The 21,280-nt window shown below is 38.7% G+C and carries 7 protein-coding genes; 4 read left to right on the top strand and 3 right to left on the bottom strand.

The genetic code is table 11. The annotated features are described in order from the left end of the window. Window positions 1-70 precede the first annotated feature (70 nt). The 4 genes from CVT00_RS09715 (at window position 71) to CVT00_RS09730 (ending at window position 4,974) form a co-directional block, all read left to right on the top strand. Window positions 71-286: a DUF4492 domain-containing protein gene (locus CVT00_RS09715; RefSeq protein ID WP_009295224.1), complete on the top strand. Its 216-nt coding sequence runs from the start codon at window positions 71-73 to the stop codon at window positions 284-286. 1 nt (window position 287) lies between these two features. Next, a complete protein-coding gene (locus CVT00_RS09720) occupies window positions 288-1,823 on the top strand; it encodes a cytochrome ubiquinol oxidase subunit I (protein WP_107915215.1) in 1,536 nt (511 codons plus the stop codon). After that, on the top strand, window positions 1,816-2,940 hold the full coding sequence (locus CVT00_RS09725; protein ID WP_107915213.1) for a cytochrome d ubiquinol oxidase subunit II: 1,125 nt from the start codon (window positions 1,816-1,818) through the stop codon (window positions 2,938-2,940). Before CVT00_RS09720 ends, CVT00_RS09725 begins: the two co-directional genes overlap by 8 nt. A gap of 267 nt (window positions 2,941-3,207) precedes the next feature. Beyond that, window positions 3,208-4,974, top strand: coding sequence for an aryl-sulfate sulfotransferase (locus CVT00_RS09730; protein ID WP_107915211.1), 1,767 nt, complete (start codon window positions 3,208-3,210; stop codon window positions 4,972-4,974). Between the two features lie 36 nt (window positions 4,975-5,010). Here the strand turns inward: CVT00_RS09730 and CVT00_RS09735 are convergent, their stop codons facing one another. The 3 genes from CVT00_RS09735 to CVT00_RS09745 form a co-directional block, all read right to left on the bottom strand. Next, window positions 5,011-5,361, bottom strand: a complete 351-nt coding sequence (locus tag CVT00_RS09735; protein ID WP_103557760.1) for a hypothetical protein — start codon at window positions 5,359-5,361, stop codon at window positions 5,011-5,013. A 69-nt stretch (window positions 5,362-5,430) separates the two neighbouring features. Beyond that, entirely contained in the window at window positions 5,431-18,555 is a 13,125-nt protein-coding gene (locus tag CVT00_RS09740) for a retention module-containing protein (protein ID WP_196376854.1), read from the bottom strand. Window positions 18,556-18,754: 199 nt separating this feature from the next. After that, window positions 18,755-21,121: a hypothetical protein gene (locus tag CVT00_RS09745; protein ID WP_103570728.1), complete on the bottom strand. Its 2,367-nt coding sequence runs from the start codon at window positions 21,119-21,121 to the stop codon at window positions 18,755-18,757. Window positions 21,122-21,280: the final 159 nt, after the last annotated feature.

Genomic DNA, 21,280 nt, shown 5'->3' on the forward strand with positions numbered 1-21,280 from the left:
TTAGTAAGGCATTAATCTTGCAATTTTTAAAAATTATTCTTTAAGTTTTTTTGTTATAGACTTCGACATCATGATTAAAAACTGCTTAAAAAACATCGCCTCTTTATATATAGACGGCTTTAAAAATATGAAAATAGGCAAGAAACTATGGCTTCTCATAGCGATAAAGCTTATCATTATGTTTGGGATATTAAAGGTCTTCATATTTGATGAAACTCTTAATACCAAATTTCAAACCGACGAAGAAAAAAGCGAATTTGTAATTCGTAATTTAATAAAGGAATAAAATGTCTGAGATGGATTTTGTTGATTGGTCTAGGGCTCAGTTTGCGCTGACTGCCATTTACCACTTTTTGTTTGTCCCGCTTACGTTGGGGCTAAGTTTTATCATCGCCATTATGGAGACGATATATGTCAAAACTGGCGATAAAGCCTGGCTTGAGATAACGAAATTTTGGCTAAAGCTCTTTGGTATAAATTTCGCTATTGGTGTAGCTACTGGCATCATCATGGAGTTTGAGTTTGGTACAAACTGGGCGAATTATAGCTGGTTTGTCGGCGATATATTTGGCGCTCCGCTTGCGATCGAGGGCTTGCTAGCATTTTTCATGGAGAGTACATTTTTTGCCATTATGTTTTTTGGCTGGGAAAAGGTTAGTAAGAAATTTCACCTGCTTTCAACATGGCTTGTTGCGATCGGTTCAAATTTAAGCGCACTTTGGATCTTAATCGCAAATGGCTGGATGCAATACCCAATCGGCATGAAATTTAACCCAGATACCGCTAGAATGGAGATGCAAAATTTCTTCGAAGTCGCGCTAAATCCACTTGGTATCACTAAATTTTTACACACAGTAACTAGCGGCTACACTATCTCAGCTATTTTTGTGATAGGAATTTCTGCTTGGTTTTTGATAAAAAAACGCCACATCTTGCTAGCTAAAAAAAGTATCGTCGTTGCTAGCGCATTTGGCCTTATCACTTCAGCATTTTTGCTACTTAGCGGTGATGAGAGCGCATATCTTGCAGCTCAAAAGCAGCCTATGAAGCTAGCAGCCATGGAGGGACTTTACAAGGGCGAGAAAAACGCTGGCCTAGTTGCAGCTGGTATTTTAAACCCAGCTAAAAAGCTTGGCGATGAGAGCGATGCCTTTTTGTTTGAGATAAAAGTACCTTACGCACTTGGCATCATGGCAAACAGAGAGCTTGACTCATTTACACCAGGCATCAACGACCTACTTTATGGCAACAGTGAGCACAATCTAATAAGCGTAGAAGAGAAGATGGCAAAGGGTAAAGTAGCTATCGAAGCTCTTAAGAACTACAAAGAAGCCAAAAAAGCAAATGACGAGAGCTTGATGAAAAGCTCACTTTCAAATTTAGAAAGCAATCTAAATTTCTTAGGATATGGCTATCTTAAAGATGCAAAAGATGCTGTGCCGCCAGTTGCGCTTACATTTTATAGCTTCCACATTATGGTCGCGCTTGGCACTTACTTCATAGCTCTTTTTATTATCACTCTTTATCTAAATCTCTCAAGAAAATATAAATTTGAAAACATAAGAGCATTTTTGTGGATCTGCCTCTTTACCATACCGCTTGGCTATATCGCAGCTGAGGCTGGCTGGATAGTAGCAGAGGTCGGCCGTCAGCCATGGGCGATACAAGATCTCATGACCGTTGGCGTCGGGGCTACAAATTTATCTGACTCAAATGTCAAAATTTCATTTATATTATTTGCTGTTTTATTTACGGTCTTGCTGATTGCCGAGATCAAAATCATGCTTAAGCAAATAAAGATAGGATTTAACGACCATGCATAGTTTAAGCTTAGAAAATTTACAAATTTATTGGTGGTTTATAGTTAGCCTTCTTGGCGGACTTTTGGTGTTTATGATGTTTGTTCAAGGCGGCCAGTCGCTCATCTTTAGCCTTGGTAAGGACGAGCTTAAAAAAGATATGCTCATAAATTCTATCGGTAGAAAATGGGAGCTTACATTTACGACGCTTGTTATGTTTGGCGGTGCGTGCTTTGCGGCATTCCCACTATTTTACGCTACAAGTTTTGGTGGCGCTTACTGGGTTTGGCTGGCTATTTTATTTTGCTTTATCATCCAAGCTGTAAGCTACGAGTACCGCAAAAAGCCTGATAACTTCTTAGGCGCTAGAACTTATGAAATTTTCCTTTTCATAAATGGCTCGCTTGGCGTTATCCTTATCGGCATGGCGGTTAGTACATTTTTTAGCGGAAGTGACTTTGTGCTAAATGAGCACAATTTTGTCGAGTGGAAAACTCCATTTCGTGGTCTTGAAGCTTTATCAAATCCTTACTTATACTTGCTTGGCATAGCGATGTTTTTCTTATCTCGCATAGGCGGCTGCTTATATCTTATGAACAACATTGCTGATGGCGAATTTATACAAAACGCTAGAAAACAGCTACTTGTTAATACCGTGCTATTCTTGCCATTTTTCTTAGGATTTCTTGCGTGGATACTTACAAAAGATGGCTTTGCATACGACGCAAACGGCGTAGTTAGCCTTGTGCCTTACAAATACGCTATAAATTTGATCGAGATGCCTGTCGCTGGCGCACTACTACTTGTTGGCGTTCTTTTGGTGCTTGTTGGAATTTTCCAAGGGGCATTTACAAAAAGCATTCGCGGAATTTTCGCTTACGGCGTTGGCGTTACGCTAGCTGTGACTGCACTATTTTTGATAACAGGACTAAACGGCACAGCATTTTATCCGTCATTTAGCGACCTTGCTAGTTCGCTAACTATCAAAAATGCAAGCTCAAGCCACTACACACTTGGCGTTATGGCATATGTTAGCTTGTTAGTGCCTTTCGTGCTTGCCTATATCGTCGTAGTTTGGAGAGCGATAGATAGCAAGAAGATCACGCAAGATGAGATCAAAAACGATCATCACGCATACTAAGGATAAAAGATGTTAGAAGCAGGAATTTTTTTGATACTTTGGCCAGTAACGCTATTTATTAGCTACAAATTTGTTCTCTTTTCTCTTAAGAAATTTGACGCAAATAACTAAAATTTAGGGGCATTTGCTCCTAAATTCTTCTTTTTATTTTTACCTCTTAAAACGACTTCTTTATAAACTTACTTAAGCCTCTTTTCATATAAGCGTTAGTTTTGTGTGAAATTTGGGGAGTAAGATATCAATAAATTTCTACAGAAGGAGTGAAAAATGAGCAAGAATTTCTTAGGTTCAGTTGCCCTTGCGGCTGTTTTGGTGAGTGGTTTTGGCTTTAGTGCTCCACTAAACGCTGGAGTCTTGGCTCATCAAGTAAAGGTTCAAGGAGAGCTTGGCTCAGTCTTTATAAACCCCTACGATGTATCGCCGCTAACTGCTATCATCGATAGAGCTGGCAAGGACATCAAAGATATCCACGTCAAAGTAAAGGGCAAGCCAGATGGCGGCATCGATATCGACTACAACGTCTCAGAGCATGCCTTGCTCACGCATGATGGCGTGCCTATTTGGGGACTTTATCCTGACTATCTAAACGAGGTCGTGCTTAGTTATACATTTAACGGAGCTAAAAAGGTTGAGACATATAAAATTTACGCCCAACCGATCGTCACATATAGCCGTGATTTTAGATTCTCACACATGCAAAAAACTCGCGTCAAAAAGGTCGATCCTGCCTTTAAAAACAGGCTCTATCTCATAAACAACACAATAACAAGCGTCTATAAACCGCTTGATTGGAAAAATGGCGGAGCTGCTAGTTGGAACGACTTTACCGAAAACTACATCGTAGATACCAAGGGCGAGGTCAGATGGTATCTTGACTATCAGAAATTTTACGACCGCAGTGAGAGAAGAGTGATGGATGGGGGCATGATGATGGGATTTCATCAGCTAAAAAACGGCGATATCAGCTTTGGCATGGCACAAAGATATCTTAGATATGACCTCATGGGAAAAGAAATTTACAACCGCCCGCTACCTAGAGGCTACATCGATCTAAGCCACGAGGTGATGCCACTAAAAGATGATCACGCGCTTCTTAGAGTAGCAAAATACAACTACCACCACAAAAACGGCAAAATTTCTCACACCATAAGAGACCACATCATCGAGGTCGATAACACCGGCAAGGTGGTAGAGGAGTGGGATCTAAATGAAATTTTTGGCAACAACGTATATCGTAGCAACCTCATAAAGGCGCTTGATGCTAGGGCTGTTTGCCTAAATATCGATATGGACGCAAAAGAGATCAAGATAAGCGATGATCTACCATTTGGCGATGTCACCTCCACTGGCACAGGCAGAAACTGGGCGCATGTAAATTCTATCTCATACGATGAGAGCGATGATAGCATCATCCTTTCGCTTCGCCACCAAGGCATCGTAAAGATAGGACGTGACAAGAAAGTAAAATGGATATTAGCCTCGCCCGAGGGTTGGAGCGAGGACTTTAAAGCAAAAGTGCTAACTCCAGTTGATAGCAAGGGCAATAAGATAAAATGTGAAAACTCAAAATGCGAGGGTGAGTTTGACTGGTCATGGACACAGCACACCGCATGGCTAACGCCAAGATACGAAAACAAGGGCGACATAAAACACCTAAGCGTCTTTGACAATGGCGATGCTAGAGGCATGGAGCAGCCAGCCTTTAAAGAGGATAAATACTCCCGCGCGGTTGAGTACAAGATAGATGAGAAAAAGGGCACGGTTGAGCAGACTTGGCAGTTTGGCAAGGAGCGTGGATTTGACTTTTATAGTGCAGTCACCAGCAACGTCGAGTGGCAAAAGGATAAAAGCACCTACTTTATCTCAAGCTCAAATGTAAATTTACTGCGCCCTGACAAGACTATCAAGATGGTCTTAGTCGAGATCGACCCAAAGACAAATGATATAAAATTTGAAATGGATGTGGATTCTGCATCAAGAGATGATGTCGCTTATAGAGCGATGGTTATCGATCCAGAAGTGTTTAGTTATTAAATTTTGGTGTGAGACCCCCTCTCACACCGAAGTATATTAGTTATTATGTTGAAATTTATAAATTTCTTCTTTGACGCTAGTTAGGTCAAAATTTATCGCTCGCTCTAGCTCTAGCAAGCTTACATCTTCGTCTATCTCAAGAGCCATCGCTATCTCGTTTAGCTCTTTTGCTTCCTCATTTGCAAGGATCGCACTCTTAAAACTAGCCTCATCTATCTGGCCAAATTTTGAAAAGATCGATTTAAATTTATCTTTTAAAATTTCTCTACTTAGCTTTTTATCTTCTAAAGCCTTCTTCGTGCCACCATTTCTGTTACAGGTTCTAAATATAAAATCTATTGTTTCATTTACTTCATCGAGTAAATTTTTTGTCTTCTCGCTTTGCATACAAACTCCCTTCACCGCAAACAAATTCGAAGCAAGGCAGACTTTATCCGCCCTGCTTATATTTTTAGACTAGATAACGTGGATCTCGTCTTTGATCTGAATAGTTACGGTGTTGTTTGTATATGTTGTGTAACCATCTTCTGAAGCACCTTGATGCCATCCGCTGCCTTTAACATCCTCTTTTAGATCGACTACATCACCTTTATCGCCTGTGATTTTTAGCGTATGTTTATCATCAGTCATATCTAGGACATCTTTTATGCCAACTTTTAGAGTAGTGTTTTTAGCACCAGATATGTCAAGCTCTTCAAAATTCTTAGCATGATATGAAACATGTTTTAGATCTATGGTATCTTCTGGGCTAGATATGATTAGCTTATCATAGCCTTTACCGCCATCAAGGGCACCTTTATCATCTACGCCACCTATAACGTGTGCTGCTTTGATAGTTAGAGTATCATCGCCATTGCCTAGATCTATCTTAGCTTTATCTATATCATCACCCTTGATAGTTACGCTATCGTTGCCATCGCCAGTTGAAATTCCAACTTTAGTAAATATAGTATTTGCTACTGTATCTCCTACTATCACAGTGTCATTACCTGCACCTGTGATGATCTTAGCACCATTAGCAACATCATCTTTGATCTCTATGTAATCATCGCCTTTACCAGATATAACAGTAGAACTATCAAGGTCTGTAGCCACGATTAATCTGTTATTGCCGTCGCCTAGATCTATCTTAGAGTCCATATTTATCCAACCCCAGCCATTACCACTCTCATGGATATTTACTACATCATCGCCAGAGCCAAGTGTAAATTCTGATTTATGAGTTATAGTTTTGACATCTATCTCATAGTTATCATTGCCATTTATCTGTGGTTGCAACTCAGTAGAAGCTTTTAGTACTGGTCCATGTCCTTCTAACAATAAACCTGTATTATTATCTCCATAGATAGCTTCAGCATTGATCTTTATGTTTTTAACAGGATCAGCTGGCTTATCGCTAAAGTCAAATACTAGATCTTCACTTGCTTGTTTGCCCATATTTCCAGCTTCATCTACCAAATAAGCTTTAGCACTTAGGTTAAAGCCATTAGCTGTTTTACCAAAAGGTATTAACTCTTTTGATGGATAGGTAATGTTTGCAACAGAAGTTAGATCTACGTAACCTCTCTTAAGATCAAGCTCTGTAATGGTTACTGGTTCTTTAACAACACCTTTATTCCATGCTCCAACATTTGAATGAACTTCATAATATAGCTTATCGCCAACTTTAATTAAGCCTTGATCAACTGCCTCTTTTGAGAACCTAGCGCAGCAATATATAACGTTATTTTCGTTAGATATATTATCGCTCCAGCTATATTTACCATCGTGGTTTTTATCACCAAGATAATCAATCCTTAAATCAACTATCTTAGTATCAACTGTTACATTAGCTACACATTCAGGGCTAGTGTTACCAGCTTTATCTACTGCTTGATATGAGATTATATGCTCACCATCGCTAAGAGGATTAGTGATCTTATAGTTCCAAGAACCATTTTTATCAGCTTTAGTTGTGACTACATTCTCATGATGTTCACCATATTTTATGATGATTACAGATCCAGCCTCAGCTGTGCCTTTTAGAACTGGAGTGTTATCATTTGTAAATTTGTCTTTAACGTTTCCAGTAAAATCAACAACATCATTGGTTTTTACATTATCTTCAATACTATTCAAAGTTACCTCAGGCTTTGTCGTATCAACTGTTACTGTGATTAGGCTTGAAGGCTCACTCTCTTTGCCAAACACATTTTTAGCAATTGCTTTTATCTCATAGTCGCCATCAGCCCATGGAGAATTCTCTTTTGGTTCATAATGCCAACTACCGTTAGCATCCACTGGGATATTTTCAGCGATTATTCTATCGCCATTTTTAAGAGTGATAGTTGTGCCAGCTTCAGCTTTACCCATTAACGTAGGGGTATTGTCATTTGTTATAGCTATAGCACCTTCCAAGACATTACCAGTTGTATCTCCAGCATTTATGCTGATTGGGTCCTTTGGATCTATACCATACTCGTTATCTAGAACTGCCTTGATAACTGGAGCTTTTGGAGCAAAACCTACTATTTTTACTGCATCCATAGAACCTTCACTTACATTACCTGCATCATCAACTAGTCTATAAGACGGAGTTTGGAAGCCTCTTGATTTTGGCATATCGATGCTAAATTCATCTCTTTCTATAAAGCCTTTAGCTATATCTTGCGCAGTTACTTTAAAGATATCTGTCCAAGTTTTAGCGTCGCTTCCAAGAATTTGAACCCTATCGCCTGCTTTTACAGTATTTTCTGGGATGTCGATAACCCATTTAAGCTTACCATCTTTTAGAGCTGAAGCATCAGCTATGTCTATCTTCTTATCGCTATTTGTATCAGTTGTTATCTTAACTGTTGGAGCGCCGATAGTTGTATCAACATCTACACTTGACCACTCTGATACAGCACTTCTGTTGCCTGCTCTATCGGTTGTTTGAACTTTAAGAGTATGTACTCCATCTTCTAGTGCAGCATGTACTTTGCCACCCCAGTTTAAATTTGCCTCAAATGTATATTCCCAGTTGCCGTCTTTATCAGCTGTAACTGTTACTTCTTTGCCATCTTTAAATACCATTCTATCATCTACCATTATCTTAACAGTTGAGAATGCCTCAGCTGTACCTTTTAGTGTTGGCAAATTGTCATTTGTTAGAGCATTTTTAACATTACCTACAACACCACCAGCAACATCATCGATGATCTCAGTTATAACTGGCTGTGTAGTGCTTGTATCAACATTTACAGTTGCGACATTTGATGGATCGCTAACATTACCAGCTTTATCAGTTGCGATAGCTACTACATTATACTCACCCTCAGCAAGTGGTGATTTTGGAGTAAATTCCCAGTTACCATCACTATCTACAACGATATCTTCAGCAATGATATTGTTAGCATTTTTAAGAACGATAGTTGAGCCAGCCTCAGCTTTTCCTTTAAATGTCGGTGTAGTATCATTTGTAAAGCCATCATTTACGCCAAGTATATTTCCATCATTTTCAACACCACCCCACCAGTTATCTGTTACTGCAGTGATGACTGGAGCATCGATATGAGTATCAACGTCTATGCTTACTAGAGCAGAAGGTTGGCTGTTATTGCCAGCTACGTCGGTCGCTTGAGCTTCAAAGTTATGGTGTCCATCGCTTAGTTTAGGTGTTGTAAATTCCCAGTTACCATCTTTATCAGCTACTGCAGTCCAGTTGCTTATAACTTCACCATTCTCAAATCTATAACTACCTCTACCATCGATCTTGATCTCAACAGTCGCAAATGGTTCAGCTGTGCCTTTTAGAGTTGGAGTATTGTCGTTAGTTAAGCCACCTTTAACATCACCATTTACTACGCCACCAGCCACATTATCAATGATCTCAGTGATAACTGGTTCATCAGAGTGAAGATCGATCTTGATAGTTGCAGCATCTGAAGGAGCGCTTACTTTACCAGCTGCATTTTTTGCAGTTGCTGTTATACTGTAATCACCCTGAGCAAGTGGAGTTTTTGGAGTAAATTCCCATGATCCATCAGTTTTTACAGGGATATTATCAGCGATAACATCGTTACCATTTTTAAGAAGAGTGATAGTTGTACCTGGTTTTGCTGTTCCTTTAAATGTAGGCGTGCTATCGTTTGTTAAGCCACCTTTAACATCTTCGTTAAATTTACCGCCCCTTTGATCATCAATTACTTCTGTGATAACTGGGGCTTCTGGAGCTTTAGTATTCTCACTATCTTCACCTATCACCTTGCTATCCTTGCCTGGGTTGTTAGGGTTATTTGGATTGATGATCTCTGCTGTTACATTGTTATCTTTACCTGGGTTTAGATCAACTGGGATATCAATCTTACCTTTATCGATATCATCTTGGTTGATTGGTTTTTCAGTCTTTTTACCATTGTCATCAGTAACAACTACTTTATCACCTGGTTTTACTGAACCATCTTTTGGTATAGTAACTTCTACTGTTGTTTTACCAGCATCTTTGTCGCCAGCTTTGTTTTCATCATCAGAAATTTTGCCATCTTTGTTTGTATCTTCTGGGAATTTAATTTCTGGGTTGCTTGGTTTTCTGCTAAATTCGCTGTCAAGTTGTACGTTAGCATGTATAGCTGTGCTTTGGTTACCAACTAGATCGACTATTCTATAGCTTGGGCTTTCAAAGTGTTTTCCTGATAAAGTTGCTTCGTATTCAAAGCTTTTACCTAGATCGTCATTTGATAATACTTTTTCGATCTTCCATTTACCATCTTTTCCAAGTACTTGAAGAACATCACCTGCGCTTACAGTGCCATCTTTTGGTATCTCTACTTCCCAGTGAATCTTACTATCTTTTAAATTCTTAGCTTCTTCTACGCTTAGAACTCCATTGTGATCTGCATCTTCTTTTATAGATACTTTTGGAGCACCGATAGTTGTATCAACTTCTAGTGCAGAAGTTGCTTCGCTAGTGTTGCCAGCTGCATCTGTCACTACTGCTTTTATAACGTGAACACGACCAACAAGATCTGCTAGTGGCTCTTTATAGTCGCTTGGTTTAAATTCCCAGTTGCCATCTTTGTCAGCTGTAGCTCTACCAAACTCTTTATTGTTATCATAAAGGACTACTTCTTGATTTGCATCAGCTGTACCTTTTATAGTTGGCTTGTTGTCGTTTGTGTTAGTACCTGCAACATTGCCTTTATAAACGCCACCCTCTACATTATCAATGATACCTGTGATCTTGACATTTGGAGCTGTAAAGTCTGAGTCTATGCTGCTAGATACTTCTTTACTAGCATTACCAGCTTGATCAACGATCTTAGCTGTTACGCTTGAAGCTTTACCATCAACTACTGGTACTTTGATCTCTACATATCCAGTTACTCTGTCATTGTAAGTAATAGTATGTGTTTTTTCCTCACCATTTACAGTGTAGTGGATCACATCATTTTCTTCAGCATCACCTGGGACAGAAATTTGAGCTTTTGTGCTAGCACTATCGCCATCTTTGCTATTTTCAGCTTTATTTAGCTTGCCATCTTTTGGATTTACATCTTCAACAAATGTGATTGTTGGTTCTGATGGAGCTATTAGATCAGCATTAACTACTACAACCTCTGAGAAGCCTGAGATATTTCCTGCTTTATCTTGTGCTCTTGTAGTACATTTATACTCACCATCTCCTAGTTCAGGTAGTTCAAATTTCCAACCACCATGATTATCAGCTGTGACTGTTCCTATAGCTGTTTTATCGCCATTTAGCTCACTAATCTCATAGATAGTGATAACTGAATCAGGCTCAGCATATCCTTCAAGAGTTGGTGTGCTGTCGTTTGTTAGAGCAACTTTTGTTTTAGCGTCTAAAACGTTGCCAGTTTGGCTATCTACATTGTCATTTACAGCGTCTATTACAGGAGCATCTGCAAATGTATCAACATCAAGTGAAACTCTATCAGATGTTGATTTATTACCTACTTTATCTGTAGCAACTGCTTCAAAGTAGTGCTCTCCATCACCCATAGCTTCAGTTGGAGTAAAGCTCCATTTGCCATTAGCGTCAGCTACTGTTTTACCAACTAGAGTTTTTTCTGTAGTTGTGTAGAAGCTTTCGTAAATTTCTACTGTTGCACCTGGTGCTGCACTACCTTTGAATGTTGGTAGATTATCGTTTGTTAGACCATTTTTAACATCACCATTTACTACACCGCCAGTTACATCATCGATGATCTCATCAATTGTTACTTTAACAGTGCTTGAAGCCTCATCTATCACCTTGCTATCCTTGCCTGGGTTGTTAGGGTTATTTGGATTGATGATCTCTGCTGTTACATTGTTATCTTTACCTGGGTTTAGATCAACTGGGATATCAATCTTACCTTTATCGATATCATCTTGGTTGATTGGTTTTTCAGTCTTTTTGCCATTGTCATCAGTAACAACTACTTTATCACCTGGTTTTACTGAACCATCTTTTGGTATAGTAACTTCTACTGTTGTTTTACCAGCATCTTTGTCGCCAGCTTTGTTTTCATCATCAGAAATTTTGCCATCTTTGTTTGTATCTTCTGGGAATTTAATTTCTGGGTTGCTTGGTTTTCTGCTAAATTCGCTGTCAAGTGAAAGGCTAGCTTTTGATGAATCGCTAACGTTGCCGGCTTCATCAGCAAATCTATACTCTGGAGTCTCATATTTTCCATCTTTTAGTTTGTTGATACCAACGTTAAATGTAGCTTCAAATCTACCATCTTTGATCATCTCATCAGTAATCTCAACAAATTTAACCCAATTACCTTTGCCATCGATTGACTGGATCACGTCGCCAGCTTTTACGCTACCGTCTGTTGGGATGTCGATAACCCAGTGAGCTTTGCCATCTTTTATAGCAGCCACTTCAGCAACGCTTAAGACACCATTGCCGTCTGTATCTTCTACAAATCTAACTTTTGGATTGCCTATTGTTAGATCCACATCTATGCTACCAGATACTTCTTTACTAGCATTACCAGCTTGATCAACGATCTTAGCTGTTACGCTTGAAGCTTTACCATCAACTACTGGTACTTTGATCTCTACATATCCAGTTACTCTGTCATTGTAAGTAATAGTATGTGTTTTTTCCTCACCATTTACAGTGTAGTGGATCACATCATTTTCTTCAGCATCACCTGGGACAGAAATTTGAGCTTTTGTGCTAGCACTATCGCCATCTTTGCTATTTTCAGCTTTATTTAGCTTGCCATCTTTTGGATTTACATCTTCAACAAATGTAATTGTTGGTTCTGATGGGGCTATTAGATCAGCATTAACTACTACAACCTCTGAGAAGCCTGAGATATTTCCTGCTTTATCTTGTGCTCTTGTAGTACATTTATACTCACCATCTCCTAGTTCAGGTAGTTCAAATTTCCAACCACCATGATTATCAGCTGTGACTGTTCCTATAGCTGTTTTATCGCCATTTAGCTCACTAATCTCATAGATAGTGATAACTGAATCAGGCTCAGCATATCCTTCAAGAGTTGGTGTGCTGTCGTTTGTTAGAGCAACTTTTGTTTTAGCGTCTAAAACGTTGCCAGTTTGGCTATCTACATTGTCATTTACAGCATCTATTACAGGAGCATCTGCAAATGTATCAACATCAAGTGAAACTCTATCAGATGTTGATTTATTGCCTACTTTATCTGTAGCAACTGCTTCAAAGTAGTGCTCTCCATCACTCATAGCTTCAGTTGGAGTAAAGCTCCATTTGCCATTAGCGTCAGCTGTTACTTTACCAACTAGAGTTTTTTCTGTAGTTGTGTAGAAGCTCTCATAAATTTCTACTGTTGCGCCTGGTGCTGCACTACCTTTGAATGTTGGTAGGTTATCGTTTGTTAAATGACCTTTTACATCAAGAACGTTACCAACTTTAGTATCTTCTCCATAGCCTTTAACATCATCAATGATCTCATCAATTGTTACTTTAACAGTGCTTGAAGCTTCACCTATCACCTTGCTATCCTTGCCTGGGTTGTTAGGGTTATTTGGATTGATGATCTCTGCTGTTACATTGTTATCTTTACCTGGGTTTAGATCAACTGGGATATCAATCTTACCTTTATCGATGTCATCTTGGTTGATTGGTTTTTCAGTCTTTTTACCATTGTCATCAGTAACAACTACTTTATCACCTGGTTTTACTGAACCATCTTTTGGTATAGTAACTTCTACTGTTGTTTTACCAGCATCTTTGTCGCCAGCTTTGTTTTCATCATCAGAAATTTTGCCATCTTTGTTTGTATCTTCTGGGAATTTAATTTCTGGGTTGCTTGGTTTTCTGCTAAATTCGCTGTCAAGTGAAAGGCTAGCTTTTGATGAATCGCTAACGTTGCCGGCTTCATCAGCAAATCTATACTCTGGAGTCTCATATTTTCCATCTTTTAGTTTGTTGATACCAACGTTAAATGTAGCTTCAAATCTACCATCTTTGATCATCTCATCAGTAATCTCAACAAATTTAACCCAATTACCTTTGCCATCGATTGACTGGATCACGTCGCCAGCTTTTACGCTACCGTCTGTTGGGATGTCGATAACCCAGTGAGCTTTGCCATCTTTTATAGCAGCCACTTCAGCAACGCTTAAGACACCATTGCCGTCTGTATCTTCTACAAATCTAACTTTTGGATTGCCTATTGTTAGATCCACATCTATGCTACCAGATACTTCTTTACTAGCATTACCAGCTTGATCAACGATCTTAGCTGTTACGCTTGAAGCTTTACCATCAACTACTGGTACTTTGATCTCTACATATCCAGTTACTCTGTCATTGTAAGTAATAGTATGTGTTTTTTCCTCACCATTTACAGTGTAGTGGATCACATCATTTTCTTCAGCATCACCTGGGACAGAAATTTGAGCTTTTGTGCTAGCACTATCGCCATCTTTGCTATTTTCAGCTTTATTTAGCTTGCCATCTTTTGGATTTACATCTTCAACAAATGTGATTGTTGGTTCTGATGGGGCTGTATGGTCGTTTGGATGAGTTAAGTTGCCTGCAGTCTCTGTATCACTACCTTTATGGCCAGCTTTATCAGTTACTTCTACTTTTACCTTATCACCTGGTTTGATTGGATCAGTAGTGATTTCGAAATTTCCTTTGTCATCAGTTGTGCCAGTACCTATTGTTTTACCATTTTCATCGGTAACAACCACTGGAGCATTTGGCTCATCTGATTTACCTTTTACGATACCTTTATCTGGAGTACCATCTGATGGGTTAGTATCATCTACTGGAGTTACAGTATCGATATCTACTTTTGGTCCTTTAGTATCATTTGGATGCTCTATATTGCCAGCCGTAGCCATTTCTGTACCTGCGTTACCAGCTTTGTCTATTGCTTGAACAAATACTGGAGTACCTGGTTGAATAGCTTTATCTAGTTGAATTAAGAAGTCACCTGCACTGTTAGCGTGACCTTTTCCTATAATGTTGTTGTTTTCATCTCTAAATAATATCTCAGCATTTGGAGTATCTGTATGACCAGTTCCCATAGTTAGCTCTGCTGTATCATCAGCTCTGCTATTTGTATCAATTGGAGTGATTTTTACATTGTCAAGTTTTGGAGCGATTGAGTCTAGATCGATTGTAGCTTCATTGCTTGGTGTGCTCTTACCAAATTTATTCTCAGCAGTTGCTGTAAATTTATGCTCGCCTTGTTTAGTAAGTGCTGGGGCTTCAAATTCCCATGAACCATTAGATTTAGCTGTTGTTTCACCTATTCTGTCGCCATTATCATAAATTTCTACTTTTGAGCCAGCTTTTGCAGTGCCTTTGATAGTTGGAGTTTTATCATTTGTTAGATGACCTTTAACATCAAGAACGTTACCAACTTTAGTATCTTCTCCATAGCCTTTAACATCATCAATTACTTCTGTGATAACTGGAGCTTCTGGAAGATCTTTATGTAAAATCTCTGTATCCCCTGCAGTCTCTGTATCACTACCTTTATGGCCAGCTTTATCAGTTACTTCTACTTTTACCTTATCACCTGGTTTGATTGGATCAGTAGTGATTTCGAAATTTCCTTTGTCATCAGTTGTGCCAGTACCTATTGTTTTACCATTTTCATCGGTAACAACCACTGGAGCATTTGGCTCATCTGATTTACCTTTTACGATACCTTTATCTGGAGTACCATCTGATGGGTTAGTATCATCTACTGGAGTTACAGTATCGATATCTACTTTTGGTCCTTTAGTATCATTTGGATGCTCTATATTGCCAGCCGTAGCCATTTCTGTACCTGCGTTACCAGCTTTGTCTATTGCTTGAACAAATACTGGAGTACCTGGTTGAATAGCTTTATCTAGTTGAATTAAGAAGTCACCTGCACTGTTAGCGTGACCTTTTCCTATAATGTTGTTGTTTTCATCTCTAAATAATATCTCAGCATTTGGAGTATCTGTATGACCAGTTCCCATAGTTAGCTCTGCTGTATCATCAGCTCTGCTATTTGTATCAATTGGAGTGATTTTTACATTGTCAAGTTTTGGAGCGATTGAGTCTAGATCGATTGTAGCTTCATTGCTTGGTGTGCTCTTACCAAATTTATTCTCAGCAGTTGCTGTAAATTTATGCTCGCCTTGTTTAGTAAGTGCTGGGGCTTCAAATTCCCATGAACCATTAGATTTAGCTGTTGTTTCACCTATTCTGTCGCCATTATCATAAATTTCTACTTTTGAGCCAGCTTTTGCAGTGCCTTTGATAGTTGGAGTTTTATCATTTGTTAGATGACCTTTAACATCAAGAACGTTACCAACTTTAGTATCTTCTCCATAGCCTTTAACATCATCAATTACTTCTGTGATAACTGGAGCTTCTGGAAGATCTTTATGTAAAATCTCTGTATCCCCTGCAGTCTCTGTATCACTACCTTTATGGCCAGCTTTATCAGTTACTTCTACTTTTACCTTATCACCTGGTTTGATTGGATCAGTAGTGATTTCGAAATTTCCTTTGTCATCAGTTGTGCCAGTACCTATTGTTTTACCATTTTCATCGGTAACAACCACTGGAGCATTTGGCTCATCTGATTTACCTTTTACGATACCTTTATCTGGAGTACCATCTGATGGGTTAGTATCATCTACTGGAGTTACAGTATCGATATCTACTTTTGGTCCTTTAGTATCATTTGGATGCTCTATATTGCCAGCCGTAGCCATTTCTGTACCTGCGTTACCAGCTTTGTCTATTGCTTGAACAAATACTGGAGTACCTGGTTGAATAGCTTTATCTAGTTGAATTAAGAAGTCACCTGCACTGTTAGCGTGACCTTTTCCTATAATGTTGTTGTTTTCATCTCTAAATAATATCTCAGCATTTGGAGTATCTGTATGACCAGTTCCCATAGTTAGCTCTGCTGTATCATCAGCTCTGCTATTTGTATCAATTGGAGTGATTTTTACATTGTCAAGTTTTGGAGCGATTGAGTCTAGATCGATTGTAGCTTCATTGCTTGGTGTGCTCTTACCAAATTTATTCTCAGCAGTTGCTGTAAATTTATGCTCGCCTTGTTTAGTAAGTGCTGGGGCTTCAAATTCCCATGAACCATTAGATTTAGCTGTTGTTTCACCTATTCTGTCGCCATTATCATAAATTTCTACTTTTGAGCCAGCTTTTGCAGTGCCTTTGATAGTTGGAGTTTTATCATTTGTTAGATGACCTTTAACATCAAGAACGTTACCAACTTTAGTATCTTCTCCATAGCCTTTAACATCATCAATTACTTCTGTGATAACTGGAGCTTCTGGAAGATCTTTATGTAAAATCTCTGTATCCCCTGCAGTCTCTGTATCACTACCTTTATGGCCAGCTTTATCAGTTACTTCTACTTTTACCTTATCACCTGGTTTGATTGGATCAGTAGTGATTTCGAAATTTCCTTTGTCATCAGTTGTGCCAGTACCTATTGTTTTACCATTTTCATCGGTAACAACCACTGGAGCATTTGGCTCATCTGATTTACCTTTTACGATACCTTTATCTGGAGTACCATCTGATGGGTTAGTATCATCTACTGGAGTTACAGTATCGATATCTACTTTTGGTCCTTTAGTATCATTTGGATGCTCTATATTGCCAGCCGTAGCCATTTCTGTACCTGCGTTACCAGCTTTGTCTATTGCTTGAACAAATACTGGAGTACCTGGTTGAATAGCTTTATCTAGTTGAATTAAGAAGTCACCTGCACTGTTAGCGTGACCTTTTCCTATAATGTTGTTGTTTTCATCTCTAAATAATATCTCAGCATTTGGAGTATCTGTATGACCAGTTCCCATAGTTAGCTCTGCTGTATCATCAGCTCTGCTATTTGTATCAATTGGAGTGATTTTTACATTGTCAAGTTTTGGAGCGATTGAGTCTAGATCGATTGTAGCTTCATTGCTTGGTGTGCTCTTACCAAATTTATTCTCAGCAGTTGCTGTAAATTTATGCTCGCCTTGTTTAGTAAGTGCTGGGGCTTCAAATTCCCATGAACCATTAGATTTAGCTGTTGTTTCACCTATTCTGTCGCCATTATCATAAATTTCTACTTTTGAGCCAGCTTTTGCAGTGCCTTTGATAGTTGGAGTTTTATCATTTGTTAGATGACCTTTAACATCAAGAACGTTACCAACTTTAGTATCTTCTCCATAGCCTTTAGCATCATCAATTACTTCTGTGATAACTGGAGCTTCTGGAGCTTTAGTATTCTCACTATCTTCACCTATCACCTTGCTATCCTTGCCTGGGTTGTTAGGGTTATTTGGATTGATGATCTCTGCTGTTACATTGTTATCTTTACCTGGGTTTAGATCAACTGGGATATCAATCTTACCTTTATCGATATCATCTTGGTTGATTGGTTTTTCAGTCTTTTTGCCATTGTCATCAGTAACAACTACTTTATCACCTGGTTTTACTGAACCATCTTTTGGTATAGTAACTTCTACTGTTGTTTTACCAGCATCTTTGTCGCCAGCTTTGTTTTCATCATCAGAAATTTTGCCATCTTTGTTTGTATCTTCTGGGAATTTAATTTCTGGGTTGCTTGGTTTTCTAGTGGTTTCTGGATCGATAGTAGTGCCAGCGCCTGCTGTATCGTCATCACTACCACCACGACCGCTATCTAAACCGCCACTTTTACCCTCAACTGGACCTGCAAAAGATGCAGCGCCCAAAGGATTGATCGCACTTGTGCTAGCACTTATGTTTGAGTAGTGTCCGCCTTGCTCAAATCTTGTCTCGCCAAGGCTCATGCCATCACCACGACCACCGCTATTGCCACCAGCTGCTGTCTCTTCTAGATCTTCTAAATTTGCACCATTTAACAATGCTTTTTGAAGTGCTGCTACTTGTGAATCAGCAGCAGTTGCCTTTGGATCGAGACTTAGTGTATCTTCACCAATCATTGATAGCTCTTTTCCATTATTTGTCGCTATAACAACCTTAGAATCAGCTGAAGTTGTTTTTACCGTCTCACCTTCATAAAGGCTATCACCGACTTTTAGTACTCTTTGGTTACCACTTTTATCTACTGCGATAACCTCAGCAGAGCCTGATATAGACTTAATTATGCCTAATTTCTTTGCCATGTTAATTCCTTTTGGGCTAAATTAATTTTGGCATTATTTTATAACTATTAGGTGAAATTGTAAATTGTACCTAGGTACAATATAGTTACATTATTTTAATATATGTTACATTTAGAAAATTTTTTGTAAATTTTGAGTGATATTGAAGTGATTTTTAGACTTAGTAAAAACTAGGTCTAAAAATCTATAAAAAGATATTTTAAGCTATAACTGTATCGATTTGATCTTTGATCTCGATAGAAACTGTACTTTGATTTGATGTGTAAAGAGTGTAGCCATCGTTTGACTCACCTTTTGTAAAGTCATGAAGCGTGATGCTATCACCTTTACCAAATTCGTCTTTATCGCCGTTGATCCTAAGAACAGTATCGAGGTTGTTGCCTGTGATATGAAGCACATCGGCTAAATTTAGATCTAGACTTATATGATTTAGTGTCACGCCGTTGCTATCTGATTTAGAGGTTGTTAGGTCAAGTACTTCAAAGCCACTTACCTTGCTAAAATCAATAGCCTCAGAGATAAATAACTTATCCACGCCGTCTCCGCCGTTTATGTGACTGCCTTCTAGTATCACGCCTTTACCTATACTTACGCTATCATTATCATCGCCAGTTGAGATGTATGTATCTTTTAAATTTACACCATCAGCCACGCTTAGCGCATCACTATCTTTGCCTGTATTTATCACACTCTTAGTTAAATTTGAGCCAACGACGACACCGTCACTGCCATCTTGAGTGAAAATTTTGCTACCACTTATCTCGCCTCTATCTAGCACGATAGTATCATCATCTTTGCCAGTTACGATAGTTGAGTTCTCTACGTTTGAGCCGCTAAAGCCTATGGTAGTAAAGCCATCTCCACTCTCTATCAAAGTATCTCTTACACTTGAGTTTGTTGCGTTAAATATATCATATCCGCTACCTAGATAGATGTTTGAATTTAAAATGTGGCTACTACTTAAATTTACACCATCATTGCCATCGCCCATATAGAAATTTATCCTCTCTAGGATACTATCATTACTTATCGTGACGCTATCGTTACCATTTTCTGCTGCGATATATGAGCTAGCGGCGTCATTTGAGCTGTATTTTACATTTTCTAAAACTACCTTGTCATCTCCGTTAGCTAGCTCAAATGCACTATTTATCAAGCTTGAGTCTTTTACACTTATACTATCGTTTGCTTCGCCTGATCTTACTAGTACGCCATTTATATCTGAGTTTTCTACCACACTCATTTTTTTCTCACCACCCCAGCCAAGATCGAGCTTTGAGTTTGCAAAGTGGCTTGCTACTACTTCTACTTTATCAGCTCCATTAGCAAGGTCTATATCTACCTCATCTACGCCTGAACCACCGATATAAACCCTATCGTCGCCCTCGCCTGCATAAATTTTTGATTTGATATAAGTCGAGCCATAAATTTTGATAAGATCATCGCCATCACCGCTTGCTATATATGAGCTAGAGTTATCATTTGAGCTAACATTTGAGTGATCTATCAGCACTACATCATCGCCACTTCCGCTCTCTACTGCTGAGTTTTGAAATTTAGAGTTTTCGAAATTTACGAAGTCCTTGCCCGCGCCTGTCTTCACCAAAAGTCCGTTTGCAACTGTCCCGCTAGTTATATTTACAGTGTCGTTGCCGCCTTTTGTGTCAAAAACCACGCCATTTATATTGCTTCCCTCGCTCACGTTAAATTTATCATCACCACTTCCACTTGTAAAGCTTGAGTTTATCACACCCACAACTGAGTTTAGCTCTAGCTTGTCTTCGTTTTTGCCATTTGCATCTGCATCGCCTAGATCAACGCCAGCGTGAAAGATAGCGCTACCTACATTCATCTTAAATGTATCGTCGCCATCACCCATTTTTACATTTACAGCCTCTTTGTCATCTTCTCTAAGACCTTGCATATAAGCTCCAGCACCAAAGACGATCATATCATTGCCAGCCTTAGTATCGATCACACTCTTTTGGGCTCCTGCTGCGATAGTTAGCGTATCATCGCCATCGTCTAAATTTATCTCATAGCCCTTTTCTCTTATAGTGCCGTCAAGATATACATTGTGATCATTATCCACCACGCTTGCATTAGCCAAAGCGCTTATGAAGCCATCGACTTTCACTTCTAAACTTAGTTCGTTTTCATAAGTGCCATAAAATTTAATAGCTCCAAGAGTGCTTAAATTTTGTGTCATTTCGCCTTCGTTTTGATTATTTTCAAGCTCTCCGTTATCATCAATCACTCTAACACGAGCCTTTATGGTTGAAATTTGATCAAATTTCACATCTTTTAATACATTGCTTTCATCTAAAGCCTCCCAGCTTTTACCGCCGTCTCTTGAAATTTCGATAGTTTTATCGTAGTTATTTGTCTCGTGCTTTGCATTTAGTTTAAAACTAAGATCACCACTTGTTGTATCAGCAGGTAGATTTAAAGCTGATATGTCATAGATGATGTATGGCTCACTAGCTCCCTCTTTTACTTTGTTGTTTCTTGCTATCACAGATAACGTGGGGTCGTTAAATTCTGTTATAAACTCATTTTCTTGCATAAATTCTCCTTGAATAGTATTGATGTAAGTCAAGATTATAATAAATTTTTTTAAATAAGAATTGACAATAAAATTACATTAAGTAATGCTTTGTAAATACTTTTAAATTTAAAGTTAAAAATTTAGATTAGTTCAGAGAGAATTTAGACCCAAAAAGGG

This window comes from Campylobacter concisus (assembly GCF_003048675.2).
GTDB classification, from domain to species: domain Bacteria; phylum Campylobacterota; class Campylobacteria; order Campylobacterales; family Campylobacteraceae; genus Campylobacter_A; species Campylobacter_A concisus_F.